The organism is Evansella halocellulosilytica (genome assembly GCF_002335745.1).
GTDB classification, from domain to species: domain Bacteria; phylum Bacillota; class Bacilli; order Bacillales; family Salisediminibacteriaceae; genus Bacillus_CA; species Bacillus_CA halocellulosilytica.
Window position 1 is genome coordinate 1,140,271 of record NZ_NIST01000001.1, and the last position, 14,263, is coordinate 1,154,533.

At 37.1% G+C, this 14,263-nt stretch carries 19 protein-coding genes; 7 read left to right on the top strand and 12 right to left on the bottom strand.

All coding sequences use genetic code 11. The annotated features are described in order from the left end of the window. Window positions 1-84: 84 nt before the first annotated feature. Both CD001_RS05450 and CD001_RS05455 read left to right on the top strand, forming a co-directional pair. Entirely contained in the window at window positions 85-399 is a 315-nt protein-coding gene (locus CD001_RS05450; RefSeq protein WP_096186551.1) for a metalloregulator ArsR/SmtB family transcription factor, read from the top strand. Next, a complete protein-coding gene (locus CD001_RS05455; RefSeq protein WP_096186552.1) occupies window positions 396-1,109 on the top strand; it encodes an SRPBCC family protein in 714 nt (237 codons plus the stop codon). Before CD001_RS05450 ends, CD001_RS05455 begins: the two co-directional genes overlap by 4 nt. A gap of 341 nt (window positions 1,110-1,450) precedes the next feature. Here CD001_RS05455 and CD001_RS05460 read toward each other — a convergent pair whose 3' ends face one another. The 12 genes from CD001_RS05460 to CD001_RS05510 all read right to left on the bottom strand — a co-directional run bounded on the left by CD001_RS05460 (window position 1,451) and on the right by CD001_RS05510 (window position 8,254). Further along, window positions 1,451-2,014, bottom strand: coding sequence for a GNAT family N-acetyltransferase (locus CD001_RS05460; protein WP_096190499.1), 564 nt, complete (start codon window positions 2,012-2,014; stop codon window positions 1,451-1,453). Window positions 2,015-2,096: 82 nt separating this feature from the next. Then, a complete protein-coding gene (locus tag CD001_RS05465) occupies window positions 2,097-2,585 on the bottom strand; it encodes a DinB family protein (protein WP_096186553.1) in 489 nt (162 codons plus the stop codon). A 462-nt stretch (window positions 2,586-3,047) separates the two neighbouring features. Next, window positions 3,048-3,269 (bottom strand): hypothetical protein, encoded by a 222-nt coding sequence (locus tag CD001_RS05470; protein WP_096186554.1) that lies wholly within the window; start codon window positions 3,267-3,269, stop codon window positions 3,048-3,050. Window positions 3,270-3,314: 45 nt separating this feature from the next. Continuing rightward, complete coding sequence (locus CD001_RS27135; RefSeq protein ID WP_306454056.1) at window positions 3,315-3,512, bottom strand: N-acetyltransferase; 198 nt, start codon at window positions 3,510-3,512, stop codon at window positions 3,315-3,317. A gap of 21 nt (window positions 3,513-3,533) precedes the next feature. Beyond that, a complete protein-coding gene (locus CD001_RS27140) occupies window positions 3,534-3,824 on the bottom strand; it encodes a hypothetical protein (protein ID WP_306454057.1) in 291 nt (96 codons plus the stop codon). 4 nt (window positions 3,825-3,828) lie between these two features. Continuing rightward, window positions 3,829-4,146, bottom strand: a complete 318-nt coding sequence (locus CD001_RS05480) for a YciI family protein (protein ID WP_096186555.1) — start codon at window positions 4,144-4,146, stop codon at window positions 3,829-3,831. A 14-nt stretch (window positions 4,147-4,160) separates the two neighbouring features. Continuing rightward, window positions 4,161-4,583 (bottom strand): MarR family winged helix-turn-helix transcriptional regulator, encoded by a 423-nt coding sequence (locus tag CD001_RS05485; RefSeq protein WP_179298612.1) that lies wholly within the window; start codon window positions 4,581-4,583, stop codon window positions 4,161-4,163. Window positions 4,584-4,688: 105 nt separating this feature from the next. Next, window positions 4,689-5,576 (bottom strand): putative RNA methyltransferase, encoded by an 888-nt coding sequence (locus tag CD001_RS05490; protein ID WP_257009714.1) that lies wholly within the window; start codon window positions 5,574-5,576, stop codon window positions 4,689-4,691. A gap of 386 nt (window positions 5,577-5,962) precedes the next feature. Then, window positions 5,963-6,346, bottom strand: a complete 384-nt coding sequence (locus tag CD001_RS05495) for a hypothetical protein (RefSeq protein ID WP_096186557.1) — start codon at window positions 6,344-6,346, stop codon at window positions 5,963-5,965. A gap of 54 nt (window positions 6,347-6,400) precedes the next feature. Continuing rightward, window positions 6,401-7,216, bottom strand: coding sequence for a lipid II flippase Amj family protein (locus CD001_RS05500; protein ID WP_096186558.1), 816 nt, complete (start codon window positions 7,214-7,216; stop codon window positions 6,401-6,403). A gap of 116 nt (window positions 7,217-7,332) precedes the next feature. Continuing rightward, complete coding sequence (locus tag CD001_RS05505; RefSeq protein WP_096186559.1) at window positions 7,333-7,722, bottom strand: GNAT family N-acetyltransferase; 390 nt, start codon at window positions 7,720-7,722, stop codon at window positions 7,333-7,335. 94 nt (window positions 7,723-7,816) lie between these two features. Then, on the bottom strand, window positions 7,817-8,254 hold the full coding sequence (locus CD001_RS05510) for an NUDIX hydrolase (protein WP_096186560.1): 438 nt from the start codon (window positions 8,252-8,254) through the stop codon (window positions 7,817-7,819). 291 nt (window positions 8,255-8,545) lie between these two features. Here CD001_RS05510 and CD001_RS05515 point away from each other — a divergent pair, with 291 nt between their 5' ends. The 5 genes from CD001_RS05515 to CD001_RS05535 all read left to right on the top strand — a co-directional run bounded on the left by CD001_RS05515 (window position 8,546) and on the right by CD001_RS05535 (window position 14,257). Then, a complete protein-coding gene (locus CD001_RS05515) occupies window positions 8,546-9,805 on the top strand; it encodes a helix-turn-helix domain-containing protein (RefSeq protein ID WP_096186561.1) in 1,260 nt (419 codons plus the stop codon). Between the two features lie 430 nt (window positions 9,806-10,235). Next, entirely contained in the window at window positions 10,236-10,952 is a 717-nt protein-coding gene (locus CD001_RS05520) for a MerR family transcriptional regulator (RefSeq protein ID WP_096186562.1), read from the top strand. A 426-nt stretch (window positions 10,953-11,378) separates the two neighbouring features. Further along, window positions 11,379-12,776: a S41 family peptidase gene (locus CD001_RS05525; protein WP_179298613.1), complete on the top strand. Its 1,398-nt coding sequence runs from the start codon at window positions 11,379-11,381 to the stop codon at window positions 12,774-12,776. 474 nt (window positions 12,777-13,250) lie between these two features. Next, window positions 13,251-13,823, top strand: a complete 573-nt coding sequence (locus tag CD001_RS05530; RefSeq protein WP_096186564.1) for an RNA polymerase sigma factor — start codon at window positions 13,251-13,253, stop codon at window positions 13,821-13,823. Then, a complete protein-coding gene (locus tag CD001_RS05535) occupies window positions 13,820-14,257 on the top strand; it encodes an anti-sigma factor family protein (protein WP_096186565.1) in 438 nt (145 codons plus the stop codon). The genes CD001_RS05530 and CD001_RS05535 overlap by 4 nt, the downstream gene beginning before the upstream one ends. Window positions 14,258-14,263: the final 6 nt, after the last annotated feature.

The following is a 14,263-nucleotide window of genomic DNA, read 5'->3' on the forward strand; positions in this document are numbered from 1 at the left end:
ATTTCTGTAAAACAACTTGACGGGAGAGTTAAATATTGGTAAGTTTTATGTATAACTAAAAGGTTATATGAAGGTGAGGCATTTATGACAGACATCTATCGTGCAATTGCAGATCCGGTTAGACGAAAAATCTTGCTTATGACAGCACAGAAAGAATATACACAAAAGGAAATTGTCAGCTGTTTTTCAATTTCTCAGCCTGCAATCATTAAACATATAAAAATTTTAAAAGAAGAAGATTTAATCAAGGAAAGACGGGAGGGGAAATTTTGCTATTACAAATTAAATCAAGCCGTGTTTGATGTACATTTTCGTAAGCTGCAAATGGAGTTAGGGAACATATTAGACCGTAAGTTAACAAATTTAAAAGACTATTTGGAAGAGGATGATGATCAATGACGACATATGAATCAGTAAAGAAAGAGATCTTTATTCAAGTATCACCTAAAAGAGTTTGGCAAGCTTTAATAATCCCTAGTGAACGAAATAAATGGGAAACGAATAAGTGTGAGATCGACTTGAGAGTAGGTGGGAAGATCGAGCTTGATTATGGCTGGGGAGTTGATTATAGCGGAACGATAACCGAAGTTGTTGAAAATGAACGACTTGTCATACAAGGATCTGGTGATGCCCTGACAATTTGGACCATTACTCCTCAGAATAATGGCAGTCTCGTTACGATTGAATATACTGGCTTATGGTCAGGGGATATTGGGATTATGGAGATGGAAAACATGGCTTTCGGTACGTACCAGTTTTTGAAAAACTTCAAAAGTGTACTTGAAAGTCAAGGAGATATTAGGCAAACATTTTGGATCAGCTGGATCGGAGTATATCATAGAAGTGCAGAATCTGAAGGTGTAAAAGTTGTAAAAGTAGTTAAAGATACGCCGGGAGATGGAAAAATAAAAGTCGGTGATATTATTCTTTCACTTAACGGTACAGAAGTGAACAGCTATGATGAACTTGAATCGATCGTGACCGAAATCGGTGCGGGTAAAGATCTAGCATTAGATATTGTCCGTGGTGGAGAGAGAGTCGATGTTCATATAACGACAGTACCTTATGGTCAAAAGGTTGAGCCGACTTGTTCATTGTATTCTTTGTAAACCACAGGCTCTGCCTGTGTGAAAATAATCCTTTAAGGGTTGTATTCGTGAAATCTCATTAAAAGTAACGAATAGCTGGAAGGTATACTACCTAGGAAGTTGAGGCATTGTCCGCTGCAAAGAAGACACTACGAATGCAAACGAAGTGCAGCACGAGTAGATGTCGCACTTGTGCTTGGGAGTGAAAGCGCTCGCCTATAGCGATGTCGAATTCTGTATGATTATGAAAAGAGATATCCTCGAAAAACTTTTGACACGGACCAAATTAAATAAGGTCCCTTAAGGGACTCTAGCCGTAAAGTGCCCTTATAGGGTGAACCGCCCGTTTTACGGGCGGATACTTATTGTTCCACTTTTGCATATATACACGTATCTCTCAATTCACTGCCATCGACAGAAAGGTCATCATTTCGTAAAATCCCTTCCAATTGGAACCCCAATCTTTCAGGAATCGCTCGGCTTTTCGTGTTCTTCGAATCGCAGCAAATCTCAATACGTTTTGCTTTCAGTTCGTGAAATGCAAACTGAGTAATTCCTTCAACAGCCTCGGTTATATAGCCATTTCCACTGAAACGAGAATCAATCCAATAGCCGACTTCAAATTTCGGAACGTCCCAATTGATACGGTGAAGGCCAGATGTACCAATAAATTGTCCGGTGTCTTTATGAAAAATAAGCAAGCGTAAATCTTCACGTTTTAAAAATTGACTATGCGCTTCACGAATATTGATTTCGGTTTCTTCCTCTGATTGTCCTTTATAGGCAAAGGGGAGCCAACGTTTTAGTTCTGAAGATGATGCTTTAATTGCGTCATATACCGTTTTTCCATCGCCAGGCTTCGGCATTCGAATGAGCAAACGGTCTGTTTCGAATTCATGAGGAAAATCCAATAGAATAGGGTTCATATGAAAGGCTCCTTTCAGGTTATTGACAATCAAAATATTAAAATATATCATATTACCGCTCTCCAACATTTGGAAGTAACTTTTATCGATTAATCTCCCAGTCAATTGTAATAGGGTGAGCATGTTGAATTTGGCGAAAGTGGTGCAAATCATGTTTTGCTAATCCTGAAAAGTACTCATATAATGTCAATGTCGAATTACCGATGGACAATTCCTTCGTCCACACGTCATTGTCAAGATCTTTAATGGCTTGCAATAGTTTCTGTCTCGATTGGATAAATTTCTTTATCGTCACTGTTTGAGGGTTCTTTCTGCTTTCAAACGCAGCTTCGTCGTTTACCTTTTGTTGAGCGGGACTGCTCGGAAGTGGTATATCCGTGAATAGAAAAGGGAGACGGTTAATTAAAATAAATTCATCCCACGGAACAAAGTGACCGATAATTTCAGCTGGACTCCATTTATTAGGAGCAATGGGCGTGCGCCACTGTTTTTCAGGTAAGCGTTGTAATGATTTCGCCCATTTGATCGTTTCGGACATATGATGATAAATTATTTCTTTTTGGTGAGTCATTTCATTTCTCCTCTCGAAATCGTAGTGATCACGATGCGAGCCCTAACATCGTAGAAAAGAATCATGAGAATTTTTTTAGAGTCATTCGTGTTAACAGATAAATGTTCAATTTCGCGGATAAATCGAAATTTTTGCGTGATAAACTGATTTTTTCACGGATAAATCTGGTGCCGGCTTCTCAAAGTTCATTTGTTATACATAATACATACAAAATCGAGCATGTTAAGTAACGGAGAAGGAGTGAGACATTCCTTCTTCAAAAGAGTGGATACGATGTATGGGTTTCGGCGTTACTATGACCTGAGGGGTGGTTGTGTTGAACAGTTAATGAACGACATTCACTTCTGAAGGAAAGAAACGAACGAGCAATGAGGTGTTTCCAATAGACTAACATCGATTTGACCCCAAAGCAGAATGTATCAACTCGTAAAAGGGTGGTCCAAGCGACCACTCTTTTTTAAACTAAGTATTTGCAAAAATTTGCACATTTTTATGATCATCTATCTTGATTTGAAAATTTTTTTCTGTTGGAACGACTCGTATGCAAGAGAATGTTTTTAATAAGCTGTTTAAGACGTCGTCAATGATCGCATCAGTTTCTTTTGGAAGCTTTGGCCCGCCGAAGGAAAAATAAAGAAAAGTGACAACAATGATGATGATAAATATGATGAGCGCTGTAACCATTGGGAGTAATCTCCTTTTTCGTGAAGGTATGAATCTAGTTCTCTACTAATCGATCGTTCGGCAATATCTTAATGAAAGGTAATTTTCTTCATCGATATTTCCGAAACTTTTTTGCTCGTGTTTGAACGTAAAGCCTTTTGCTTCATAGAATGGAATACCTTTTCCATTTCCTTTTTTTACAGACACCCATTGCTCTTTCGCACCAAACTTTATCTGCTGATTCGTGATCGCCTCTAAAATCATTGAGCCGATGCCTTCGTTTCTTCATTCAGGATTGATATAAAGAACGAAAATCTCACCGGTTTGTTCCCTTATCATCCCGCCGCCTCCAGCACCTCGTACAATTCCGTTTTCTAAGGCAACGAAATAACCGCCCCATTTCTTACTTAGAAAAGTTACTTCGTGTAAAATTCTTTTTTTATTGTAAAATTCATTGACGATCCGTTCGAGATATTCTTCAGGGTAAGATTCTCCGTATGTAGCCCAGTATCCATCTGTACAAACTTCCATTATTCCTTCAACGTGTTTTTCAGATGCTTGTTCAATCGATATCATCAAATCATCCTAACTTGTGTAACTCAGATAATACATCTTGCAGAAGAAACTCGTTGTCTTCGGTTGCTTCCTCGATTTCAACGATTTTTCGATCTTTGTAATAATTGATCTTAGAAAAAGGGTCGTCTTCCACGTATTCCTTTGCTATTTCAAATGACGGTGCATCAATAATCATGAGAGCTGTTCCGTCTGTACATGGTCCGCAGAATGGTAAAACCCCTTTTTCTTTTAAAGACTTTAAGTAGGTGACATGGTTCATAATAAGCTCTTCTGGCATAAGGCTTTTTTGTTTTTGTGAAAGGCTGACTATAAACTTTTTCATCTAAATTCTCCTCTTTATAGATTTTGATTGATCGTTTCAGCCGCTTTCTTAATACGTTCCAAATTGCCGTCTAACAAATCATTTAAATGGTGATCACTTTTTTGTAATAATGGCAGTGCTTCGTCTAATATTCGTTTACCTTTATTTGTTAAATGAACTTCTATGGACCTCCTTTCCTGTCCAGGCAAACGTATAATAAATTCATCTCTCTCCATTCTTCCAAGCAGATTGCTTACAGTTGCTCGTTCCAACTGTAATTTTTCGGCAATCGATGATAAGTTTGATGACTCGAATTCGTCAAGTATCTCCATGACATATACGTATGAAGTGTTTAATCCTAAATCTTCTAATTGATGTTCATACCATTTTAGAACTTTTTTGCGTGCTAAACTTAGTTGGAATGCTAAACAGTTGAATGTAATTGTCTGATTTTTCATAGTTAGCATACTAACATTTAGTATACGAATTGTAAATAGAATTTTCGGAAAAATCAACACAAAAAGAAGACAGCCCCGCTTAATGGAGACTGCCTCGAAAAATATTTATTTAGTTTTTCGACCAATTAATAGGTTTAAATCAACAGTTATTTCGGATGAATCGAGCTTTGTAAATGCAGTTATTTGTTCAGTAGCTGCTGTCCAAGATAATGGTGTCATTTTCACGAGTGAGTCAAGACATGATTGCTCCAAGTCGATTGTATATCGAAGCCGTGAATGATCAACTATCGAGAAATGTTCATAAAAACGTTCAACTGTTTCATTGTTTGTATAATCTTTCTTTATATCACCATGAATGGCTTCCCTCAGCTCCTTTAAATAGTTACTTTGAGGAACGACTTTTATAATGAGACCATTCTCTTTTAGTAAGGATTGGAAAGCTTCATATTTGGCAGGAGATAAAATATTTAAAATCACATCAAACTGACTGGCTTTAAATGGAGGATCTGCAATGTCAGCTACACACCAAATATTATTCGGATAATGTTTTGCAGCGACGAGCACCCCTTCTTTCGAAATATCGATTCCTGCTCTTGTTATTTTGGAAAAACGAGAATTGATCTTATTACATATAGTGATAAGGTGAGACCCTTCACCACAGCCAGCATCTAAGACTGTCAAAGATTCCTTCTTATCTGTATGTCGTTTAATAATATGAGCGATTTCCTCAGTTAATAGAGCGAAAAAACGACTAGTTATGATAAGATTTCTTCGAGATTCAAAAAGATCTTTTCTATACTTGGTTTTTACTTGGTTTTGAAGCAAATTCACATATCCTTGCTTCGTAAAATCAAACGTATGATTATTTGTACATATCAGACTGCTTAATAGAACAACTCTCATTGATGAATAACATATTGGACATGTAAACATCGATTCGTGCTGTTTTACATATTTTGCATTCATTAATTTTTTTGTCAGTTTCGGACGCAAAAGAAACACCTCATTCATTCGTTTTTAGATAAATGAAAAAGGCATAGACAAATAAACCCTCGCCACATTGTTTTTTAGCAGGGCGTTCGAGTCGTCTATACCTGATCTTATCTATAACGAATAAAGTGAATCATCATGATAACTCCTTTTGCGACTGTTAATAGGGGCAGACCCTAAAATCATCATAACAAGAGAATAGAATGGAAGCAATGGCTGTTCATTCGTGCTGCTATTAGCTGATTAGCTAAAATGATATAGAATGATTTTTGTTAGTGGATAAAAACTGATTTTTTGCGGAGAAGCTAGCATTTTTGCGTGATAAACTGAGAATTTTCACAGTGAAGCTTTATTCCAGAAGGAGCGAATATCTTCATTCTTGCAGTTGTTTAATACTGTTTAGATAGTATGACAAAGGATGAAAATACTGTAACCATTGTTAATGCTATTAACAAACTAACCGTTTGATATCCATTCAGATGAATGATTCTGAGCTGGAACCCAGCTATAAGTATGATCATATACCCGAAAATAAAAAAGAAACTGAAGAACATTCCTCGCTCTTTTATTCTTTTTGAACGTTCATCATTATCTCTTAATTTTGGGTTGAGATATGCGAGGCAAAAAAGGACATAAGAAGATGCTAGCAAACCGAGCTCATGACCTACATAAAAATCCCCTGTTGTAATAGATCCGTAAATCAAAAACAAGCTAAAAGCTAAAAAGAAAAAACCACCAGCAATAAAGAATTTCTGCTCCAGAGTAAGGTTCATTTACGGAAAGCTCCCTTCATAATGAGATGAATTTGAAAATGACTAGTATAAGGTTTAAACGATAAACTGAGTGAGCCAGGCGACATACTTTGCTCCTGGTATAAAAAGTATTTGAGCGAGTAATGTCCCTAATAATCTTGACGAGACCATCATGATGGACACCTTTTTTAACGACAAGTAACTGCCTTTTTTATTCACGACATTATCAGCAAGAACTGAGATTTTCGGGTCGATGAAAATAACTAGCATGATCGTTGCAATACCGTTAATGAGTCCAGATGCCATAATGGCCGTAGAAGCTCTATCAGGAGCAATTAATGCTGCATACAGTGCTGATAAGACGCCGATCGTATAAATAGATGTTATGAGCATATTGATAACAAACAATTGTATCGGAATGTCTTTTAAATTCATCCCTTTTAAATAAGATAATTTAGGCAAGTGAATGTGATTGAAACTTCTTTTTAAATACTCGATTGAAAGCCCTCTTTTTACGAGTAGCATAATAGAGCCGTTTGTATTGGATAGGTGAATGATTGCTCTAGAAAATAGGGCTATGAAGGTGGGTAAAAGTAAGGCACCTACGACGGTTCCTAAAGTTGAGGCTCCGATAAGGACACGAAACTGACTCTCAACAAATTGAAGCGCATTTATACTAGGTGCGCCATCTACTAAACTCCCGGTAAAGGGCTGCTGCATCATATTGGCCATTCTTGATATGATTACCATTAAATTAAATAGTGACAAAGCTGAAGCAATTAAACGTACTCTTGCTCCAGATATCCGAACAGAATAAGCTAATGTTTCGATGCAATGAATGACGAGAATAAATAATGAAATGAAGATCACTTTATCGTTTATAAATTCCATTTTTATACCTTCTTTATCGATTTATCATTTAGTGTAGTATGGATTTGCTTGTTTTTCCACTCTTTTCCAACAAAAAACGACCTGAATTTGCGAGCCATGGTCGTTAGAAAGATGAGTTATGTCTGCCACACTCCACCAGATCCTGGTGTGAAGCCGCACTTTTTATAAAACATTGTATGTTTTGCCTCATATGTGACGGTGACGATACTTAATCCGAATCGTTCAGATTCTTTGAGAAGTTCTTTTACTAATGCAGTGCCAATACCTGTTCGTTGATATTCGGGATGTATGATTATGTCTTCCATATAGCCGTGCTCTAACCTCATCCCGCAAACATAGCCGAAAGCGATTAGTTTTCCTCTTTCGTTTCTTGCACCTGCCCAAAAATTACATCGCTCAAAAAGGGCAGGGTAGTCTTGCTCACGTCTGCCCCAGCCAACGAGTTCCCTTAAATCAGGGACTTCGTGATTGGAAATAGACATATTGATCACAATTGGATTGTTCATGTTTGAAATTCCCCGTTTCTACTAGAGTCATGTTTTTTTAACATGATTACCACCTAGACTTGGTCGACCTCCTTTACCTGTATGTACACAGTAACTAACTAGAAGTGGCACGTCGGGCAGCTAGCTGATCTGCAAGCTCTACGTTTTCTTTCAGGTACTCAGGAAAGTCAGGGTGGTGAACAATTTCATCTGTTGTCAACCAAACAACGTCATCGACTTCATCTGGACTCTTCGGGTAAGGTTCACCTGATTTATGATCGCAAAGGAAAACGATGTCTACGACTTTGATGCCCGTATCAGTTACAAAGGATGAACTGTTTACGTACTGCAAATTTGCAACTTCAATCCCAACTTCCTCAAAAATTTCTCGTTTCAATGTGCGCTCTAAGATATCTCTTGAGTTTCCTTCATCATCAACTTTTCCACCGACAAGAGATAATTGACCACCAGCATGTTCTTCCTTCTCACTTCGCTTAATTAATAACCATTTTCTGTCTTTTAAGATGGCTCCTTCTACGTTTACGATAAACATCATTTCCCTCCTAGATTATGAAAATGTCTTAGTGCTTTCTTCGACAAATGTCGTGTATTTCCTTTTCAAAAAAGGTGTACTCTATATAGAATTTTATGGATAATCATTGCGACTTTAGTTATGTCATGTGTTATGTATTCTTTATCCAATTTATTAGACAAACATGATAAAATTTCTACATATATACGGTATTCAATCACTGTATTAAAAGATAGATCAAAAGAATCCTTTACAATATATGGTACATTGCAATTATAATAATAGGATAAAAGACTTAAGGTGGCGGGTGTAATGATCGGATATCGTCTTAAAATGTTGAGGATCAAAAAAGGTCTCACTCAAGAAGAGTTGTCTGATGGGATTATTTCCATTTCATATATTTCACAAATAGAGCGTGATAATAAAAAACTGCCGAAATATGTTGCAGAAGATTTAGCAAAAAGGTTAAATGTATCAGTTGATTATCTCCTCGGTGACGATTTACGCAATGATGTTTCCTATTTGAAAGATCAATTTTCACCAATCTATCAGCTAATAGAGAAGGGGCAGTCAGCAGAAGCATTAGAGCAGCTGAATGATCTAAAAAAATGTTATGTAGAGGCGATGAATCACCCTGAAATTTCTCCATATCTTCATACGGTTTACATCCTTATTGAGTATCAAAAAAGAGATTTTCTAAAAGTCGAATCATTGATTCAATCCTCCCTTGAAGAGGATGAACCATATAAAGGGTACCCACTTGTGATTCTTCATAGGGTAAGAGGTGTAATGGAGTACTTAAAACACAATATTGATAGTAGTGTTGAGTATTTTAAGAAGGCAATTGATATTGCTTCAACTGAAAAATACTTTGATGAGCTTGGCAGGCTTTATCAAAACATTGGTACAAGCTATGCTGTGCAAAAAGAGTTTTATAAAGCGAGTCAGTCATTCTACTCTGCTCTAAAAGTTTATCGTGAGAATGTTGATTTGAATGGGCAAATAAAGACTCATATTAATTTAGGGAATGTCTTGTCAGATATAGATGAAGAAGAGGAAGCGATCGAATGGTACCATAAAGCGATTGCGTTACTTCAATACTCGCCTAACGAATTGTTAGAATCGGCAGTTAAATATAATTTAGCTCACTCTTATTTTCAAATTGGAGAAAAAAGTAGAGCAAAAGAATTAACAATGGAGACCATTGAGGCAAAAAAAGCGCTTGGAGATGATAGTGGATTAACAAGATGCCAACTATTACTTTGTGATATCTATCTTGAGAATGATCAAATTAAGAATTTAAAGCAAACACTATTAAACACGTCGTTAAGCGTAGAAAATATTGATGATCCCAATCTGCTATCAAAATACTATCGAATATTTGGCAAGCTATTGCACATTAAAGAAGACTTTAAAGGATTTGAAGAGTATTACTTAAAATCGATCGAGCATTATGAACAAGTGAACGACTACAAAATCATTGGAGATATGTATTTTGAACTTGCCGAAAATATCAGTAGTGAAAAATATTATAAGTTATCTGCAGAATATTACCGGAAAGGAGCGCTATAGTAGTTAAGAGAGAGAGGATCTCGGTTTTAAAGTGATGGATTGATCCCTTTATTGCCATCATTTTATGCTTGTTGACAACGTCTGTTGATTTTTCTTCAGATAAAGGTTATGTTGAACTTGATATTACTGAGGATGAACAACTTATAACGTAAAATAGTTAGGTGTCGAAGTTGAGAGTCATACGAGTTGATTATCGCTCTTGCTAGGATAAATTAGATAGTATATAATAGCTGCCTTATATTTAAACCCATATAAATATCACAAATAACAATCGGGAGATGGCTTAACATTTAGAAGCTATCTTTTTTTATACGATTTAAATGTATAAAACGTAACGTCAACGAAGACTTGCATGGAAGCATAAGCGTATCTAGACAAGAACAATTCGCTTGCTGAGAATAGCTAAGTTTTGTTTATCGCTCAGAGTGGAATGGGGGAAGTCAGTGTGTATTATAGACCAATTGACATTGCAAAATCATTAAATATTAGTACGAGTGCGCTTCGTCACTATGAATCTTGGGGAATTATTCCAATTCCGGAACGATCCGAAAGCGGATATCGGCTGTATACAGAGGTGCATTTTGCTTATTTTCGCTGCATTCGTGCCATGTATCCTGGTTTTAGTATGCAGGTCATATCCAAAGTGCTCAACCATATTCAACAAGGTGAAATGGATGAAGCGTTGTGGATTGTCAACAAAGAGCAAGCCGACCTTCATCATGAAAAAGTCATTGCTGATCAAGCATTAAAACTACTTTATCATCCAGAACTGATGACGATCGATGAGAAAAAGATTAAAGATGAGATGACGATCGGCGAGGTTGCAGAATTGACAGATGTTGCACCGTCAGCAATCCGACATTGGGAAAAAGAAGGTGTAATCACACCGAAGCGGAATCCGGAAAATGGATATCGAATGTTTACAAAAACACACCTTCGTCAGCTCCTTCTCATTCGAGCAATGCGGCATACAGTTTACGGCTTAGAAAATATGACAGACGTTGTCAAATCGATTGAACACCACTCTTTGGAACAGGCTAAAAAAATGACGAAAGAAGCTCTCGCAGGGCTAAATTACCGAATTCAATGCCAAGTGCACGGCATTCATGAGTTGTACAACCTATGCAAAGTAACAAAGTTACTGTAAGGTAATTGCACTACATCCCCAAGGGACCTGCTTTTGGCGGGCGTGGGGATTTTTTTCTATAAATAAGGCAGCTCGTGCTCATTATCATTATTTGGAAATTATTCACTTAAGTGAACTGCCGTTAATGAGAATGATTCTAGTTAGCGGATAAACAGCGGATTTTCGCGGATAAAACGATATTTTTACAGGATAAACCGAAAATTTCGAGGATAAACATTTATGCTCCCTCTTGCAGAACTAATATGAGAGAATCCGTTGAAGGAATTTGATTCAAATAATAGGTTTCGGTTAAATATAAACCAAATTTTTCAAACATCATATATGGATTTATGTTCAACTCTCTTGTATTTGGATAATTATGTTAAAATTAAAAGGTGTTATTTTGCACTTTTTAGCAAAAATAGATTATCTAATAGGAGAATAATGATGAACAAATACATATTGATTAGCTTTTTAGTCGTCAATTTTTGCTTGGTTATTGGGTGTCAAAGTGATCACGAACAGGTAATACTCGATGCTGGTCAAATAGAAGAAATGGATCGTTTACATGTGAATGATGTCTTGTCTACTGACGTTATGCATGAGGACTTTGATTATCTCCTTGAAAAAATCGTTGATGTCCACCCTGACCCTAAAAGGAATATAGGGGAAAGCTGGGAAGCGCTTGTTAAACATACAAAAGCAGAACTTGAAACCCCGTTGTCTGTCGGTGAGTTTGCAATCGTCCTCAAAAAATTCACTAGTCAACTAGGCGATTCTCATACACTAGTTTATCCATCTGGAGTCGAAAGCATGAAAATACCGATCGATTGGGAGTGGACGAAAGATGGACTGATTGTCTTGGACAGTTTAGATGACCAACTAAAGCGTGGGGACGCAGTCACTCATATTGGGGACAAATCGATTGAAGAAATTTTAATCGAGCTCGAAGAAGTCATTTCTACAGAAAATGAATATTGGCTGAAAAAGCAAGCTGAAAATGACCTAACGGAAGAAATTTATCTTGAAAGCCTTTCGATCATCAAGGATGACCGTGTTCCATTAACGGTTGAAACATCAAATGGCGAACTCACTCAGACTGAAATTAATTTAGTACACTCTGAGGAGCTGCAATTATTGAGTGAAATGCAGCGAGATCGTGACGATTGGTTTGGCTGGACGATTCATAATGATCTTAGCTATGGCTATTTTTATTTGCATGAATCAAATGTATCAGATGACTATGAACAGAGTGTAAAAAAGTTTTTTGAGGAGATAGATCATAAAGGTGTAGAGAAGGTCATCATTGATATAAGAGAAAATAGCGGCGGGAACTCATCGGTAGTGAATTCGTTTTTGAGCCATATGCCAGGCGAATCAGTCCCCGATTTCGGAGTGACTACTCGTTATTCAATCGATGCCTCTGAACAGGCAGGTTATAGCAAGCAAAGTGGTACTGAGTCCTTTCCTCCTATGAGTCGCCATGTAAGTAAGTCGGAGCCCATTTTTGATGGAAATGTATATGTATTAGTTGGTCCTTCAACCTATAGTTCTGGAAATATGTTCGCTGTTAGGTTCCATGATGCAGGACTTGGGACGATTGTCGGTCAGCCAACTGGAAATGCACCGTCAAACTTTGGGGATATACTGCATTTCCATCTGCCTCATTCTGAATTTACGCTCATCGTTTCTCATAAAGAATTTACCCGTCCTGACCCTTCAATTGATTTGGATCGATCACTATATCCAGACATCGAAGTATGGAAAACGAGAGATGATCTATTGTCTAGTAGTGGTGATGGCCAACTCAAAAGAATGATAGAAATCATTTTGAGTGAAGAATAGACTTGAATTACTTTTAAACTACAAAAGCTTATAAGTATGTCTTAGCAAATTCATATAGTAGAAAGAGATCTCTTTAATAGCTACAAAAAACGAAATTCTTAACAGTGTTTTGAAATGAAGTTGGTTTGGTATGTGCTGTTCTCCATACAAACGATATATATGTCATATTTTAATAATGGTGCTTCCATTTCAATGTTTCTTTGGATATATGAACATCGGGAACACATCGAAAAACAGCTAGTCGAATAGAGATACCCGTCTAGAGTACCACTTAAAGTTACTACGGTGGTACTTCTTTTAATATGAGCAATTGTAGATGGAGTAAAGATGATGTCATTTGGAAATTATTTACTTAAATAAACTACCATTAATTAGAAGGATTCTAGTTAGCGGATAAACGTTCTCCGTGCAATAATCAGAAAAAATTTTTTCAAAAAACTGTAGTCAACTCGTTAACGGTATGCGTCTATTAAAGTGCCGGGTCGAAAGGAGGGGAGAGAGATTCGTGATGAAGCATTAATTAAACAAATTTTACAAGGCAATGACCATGCCTTTCGTATACTCATTGAGAAGTACAGAAGCTTAATTTTTAAAACGGCTTATGGGGTGCTGAAAAATGAAAAAGATGCGGAAGATGCTGCACAAGAAGTGTTTATTAAGATTTACTCCTCTCTCCCGAAATATGAAGGAAAAGGTTTAAAAACATGGATGGCACGGATCGCAGTGAACCATGCGATTGATTTAAAGCGGAAGCGGGATCGACGTAAGGAAGAGGTTGCTGAGGACATAAGGCTTGAGCTCGTTACTGCAGATTCAAAATCGGTTGAAAGCGAGTATCTACATAAAGAAATGAGAAGTCGTGTCCGAGAACGTCTAAATGATCTCCCGTTGAACTATCGCTATGTCGTGTATGGCTACTATATAGAAGAAAAGAGCTTTCAACAGCTTTCCAAAGAGGAAGGAATTAATGAAAAGTCGGTGCGTGTAAAGCTCCATCGGGCAAGGAAATGGATGAGAGAACATTGGAAGGAGGATGATTTTTCATGACTCATCGATCGAAGGCGGATTGGCATCAATACGTAAATGAGGAACTTTCTGAATCGAAGAAGCAAGAATTTGAGGAACATTTGTATGGTTGTGATGAATGTATGGATTTATATTTGCAAGTGATTGAAGAGAGTAACGACCAGCTTCCGGATGTCGGTGATCATGATGAGTTTACGGATGTGGTGTTAAGTCGTATTGAAAAACAACATGGTATTTCTCAATCGATAAGAAGAAGGCGGCCATTTTATGAGCAAACCGTTTTTCATTACGTGTTAGCAGCAACATTAACGATTGTTCTCATGACATCAGGGGTGTTTCAGTCCATTACGAACTACGTTGACGACGTACACCAATCAACGGTTTCTGAAGAAACTCCTTCCATTACCGAACAAATTATTAACCGAGCATTTTCAGATACAAATCGAGAAAAATAAGGAGGA

Bases quoted from the DNA above. Each gene is read 5' to 3' on its own strand.
- CD001_RS05450 (WP_096186551.1), top strand. From the start codon at position 85: ATGACAGACATCTATCGTGCAATTGCAGATCCGGTTAGACGAAAAATC.
- CD001_RS05455 (WP_096186552.1), top strand. From the start codon at position 396: ATGACGACATATGAATCAGTAAAGAAAGAGATCTTTATTCAAGTATCA.
- CD001_RS05460 (WP_096190499.1), bottom strand. From the start codon at position 2,014: ATGAACCCTATTCTATTGGATTTTCCTCATGAATTCGAAACAGACCGT.
- CD001_RS05465 (WP_096186553.1), bottom strand. From the start codon at position 2,585: ATGACTCACCAAAAAGAAATAATTTATCATCATATGTCCGAAACGATC.
- CD001_RS05470 (WP_096186554.1), bottom strand. From the start codon at position 3,269: ATGGTTACAGCGCTCATCATATTTATCATCATCATTGTTGTCACTTTT.
- CD001_RS27135 (WP_306454056.1), bottom strand. From the start codon at position 3,512: ATGATTTTAGAGGCGATCACGAATCAGCAGATAAAGTTTGGTGCGAAA.
- CD001_RS27140 (WP_306454057.1), bottom strand. From the start codon at position 3,824: ATGATATCGATTGAACAAGCATCTGAAAAACACGTTGAAGGAATAATG.
- CD001_RS05480 (WP_096186555.1), bottom strand. From the start codon at position 4,146: ATGAAAAAGTTTATAGTCAGCCTTTCACAAAAACAAAAAAGCCTTATG.
- CD001_RS05485 (WP_179298612.1), bottom strand. From the start codon at position 4,583: ATGAAAAATCAGACAATTACATTCAACTGTTTAGCATTCCAACTAAGT.
- CD001_RS05495 (WP_096186557.1), bottom strand. From the start codon at position 6,346: ATGAACCTTACTCTGGAGCAGAAATTCTTTATTGCTGGTGGTTTTTTC.
- CD001_RS05500 (WP_096186558.1), bottom strand. From the start codon at position 7,216: ATGGAATTTATAAACGATAAAGTGATCTTCATTTCATTATTTATTCTC.
- CD001_RS05505 (WP_096186559.1), bottom strand. From the start codon at position 7,722: ATGAACAATCCAATTGTGATCAATATGTCTATTTCCAATCACGAAGTC.
- CD001_RS05510 (WP_096186560.1), bottom strand. From the start codon at position 8,254: ATGTTTATCGTAAACGTAGAAGGAGCCATCTTAAAAGACAGAAAATGG.
- CD001_RS05515 (WP_096186561.1), top strand. From the start codon at position 8,546: ATGATCGGATATCGTCTTAAAATGTTGAGGATCAAAAAAGGTCTCACT.
- CD001_RS05520 (WP_096186562.1), top strand. From the start codon at position 10,236: ATGGGGGAAGTCAGTGTGTATTATAGACCAATTGACATTGCAAAATCA.
- CD001_RS05525 (WP_179298613.1), top strand. From the start codon at position 11,379: ATGAACAAATACATATTGATTAGCTTTTTAGTCGTCAATTTTTGCTTG.
- CD001_RS05535 (WP_096186565.1), top strand. From the start codon at position 13,820: ATGACTCATCGATCGAAGGCGGATTGGCATCAATACGTAAATGAGGAA.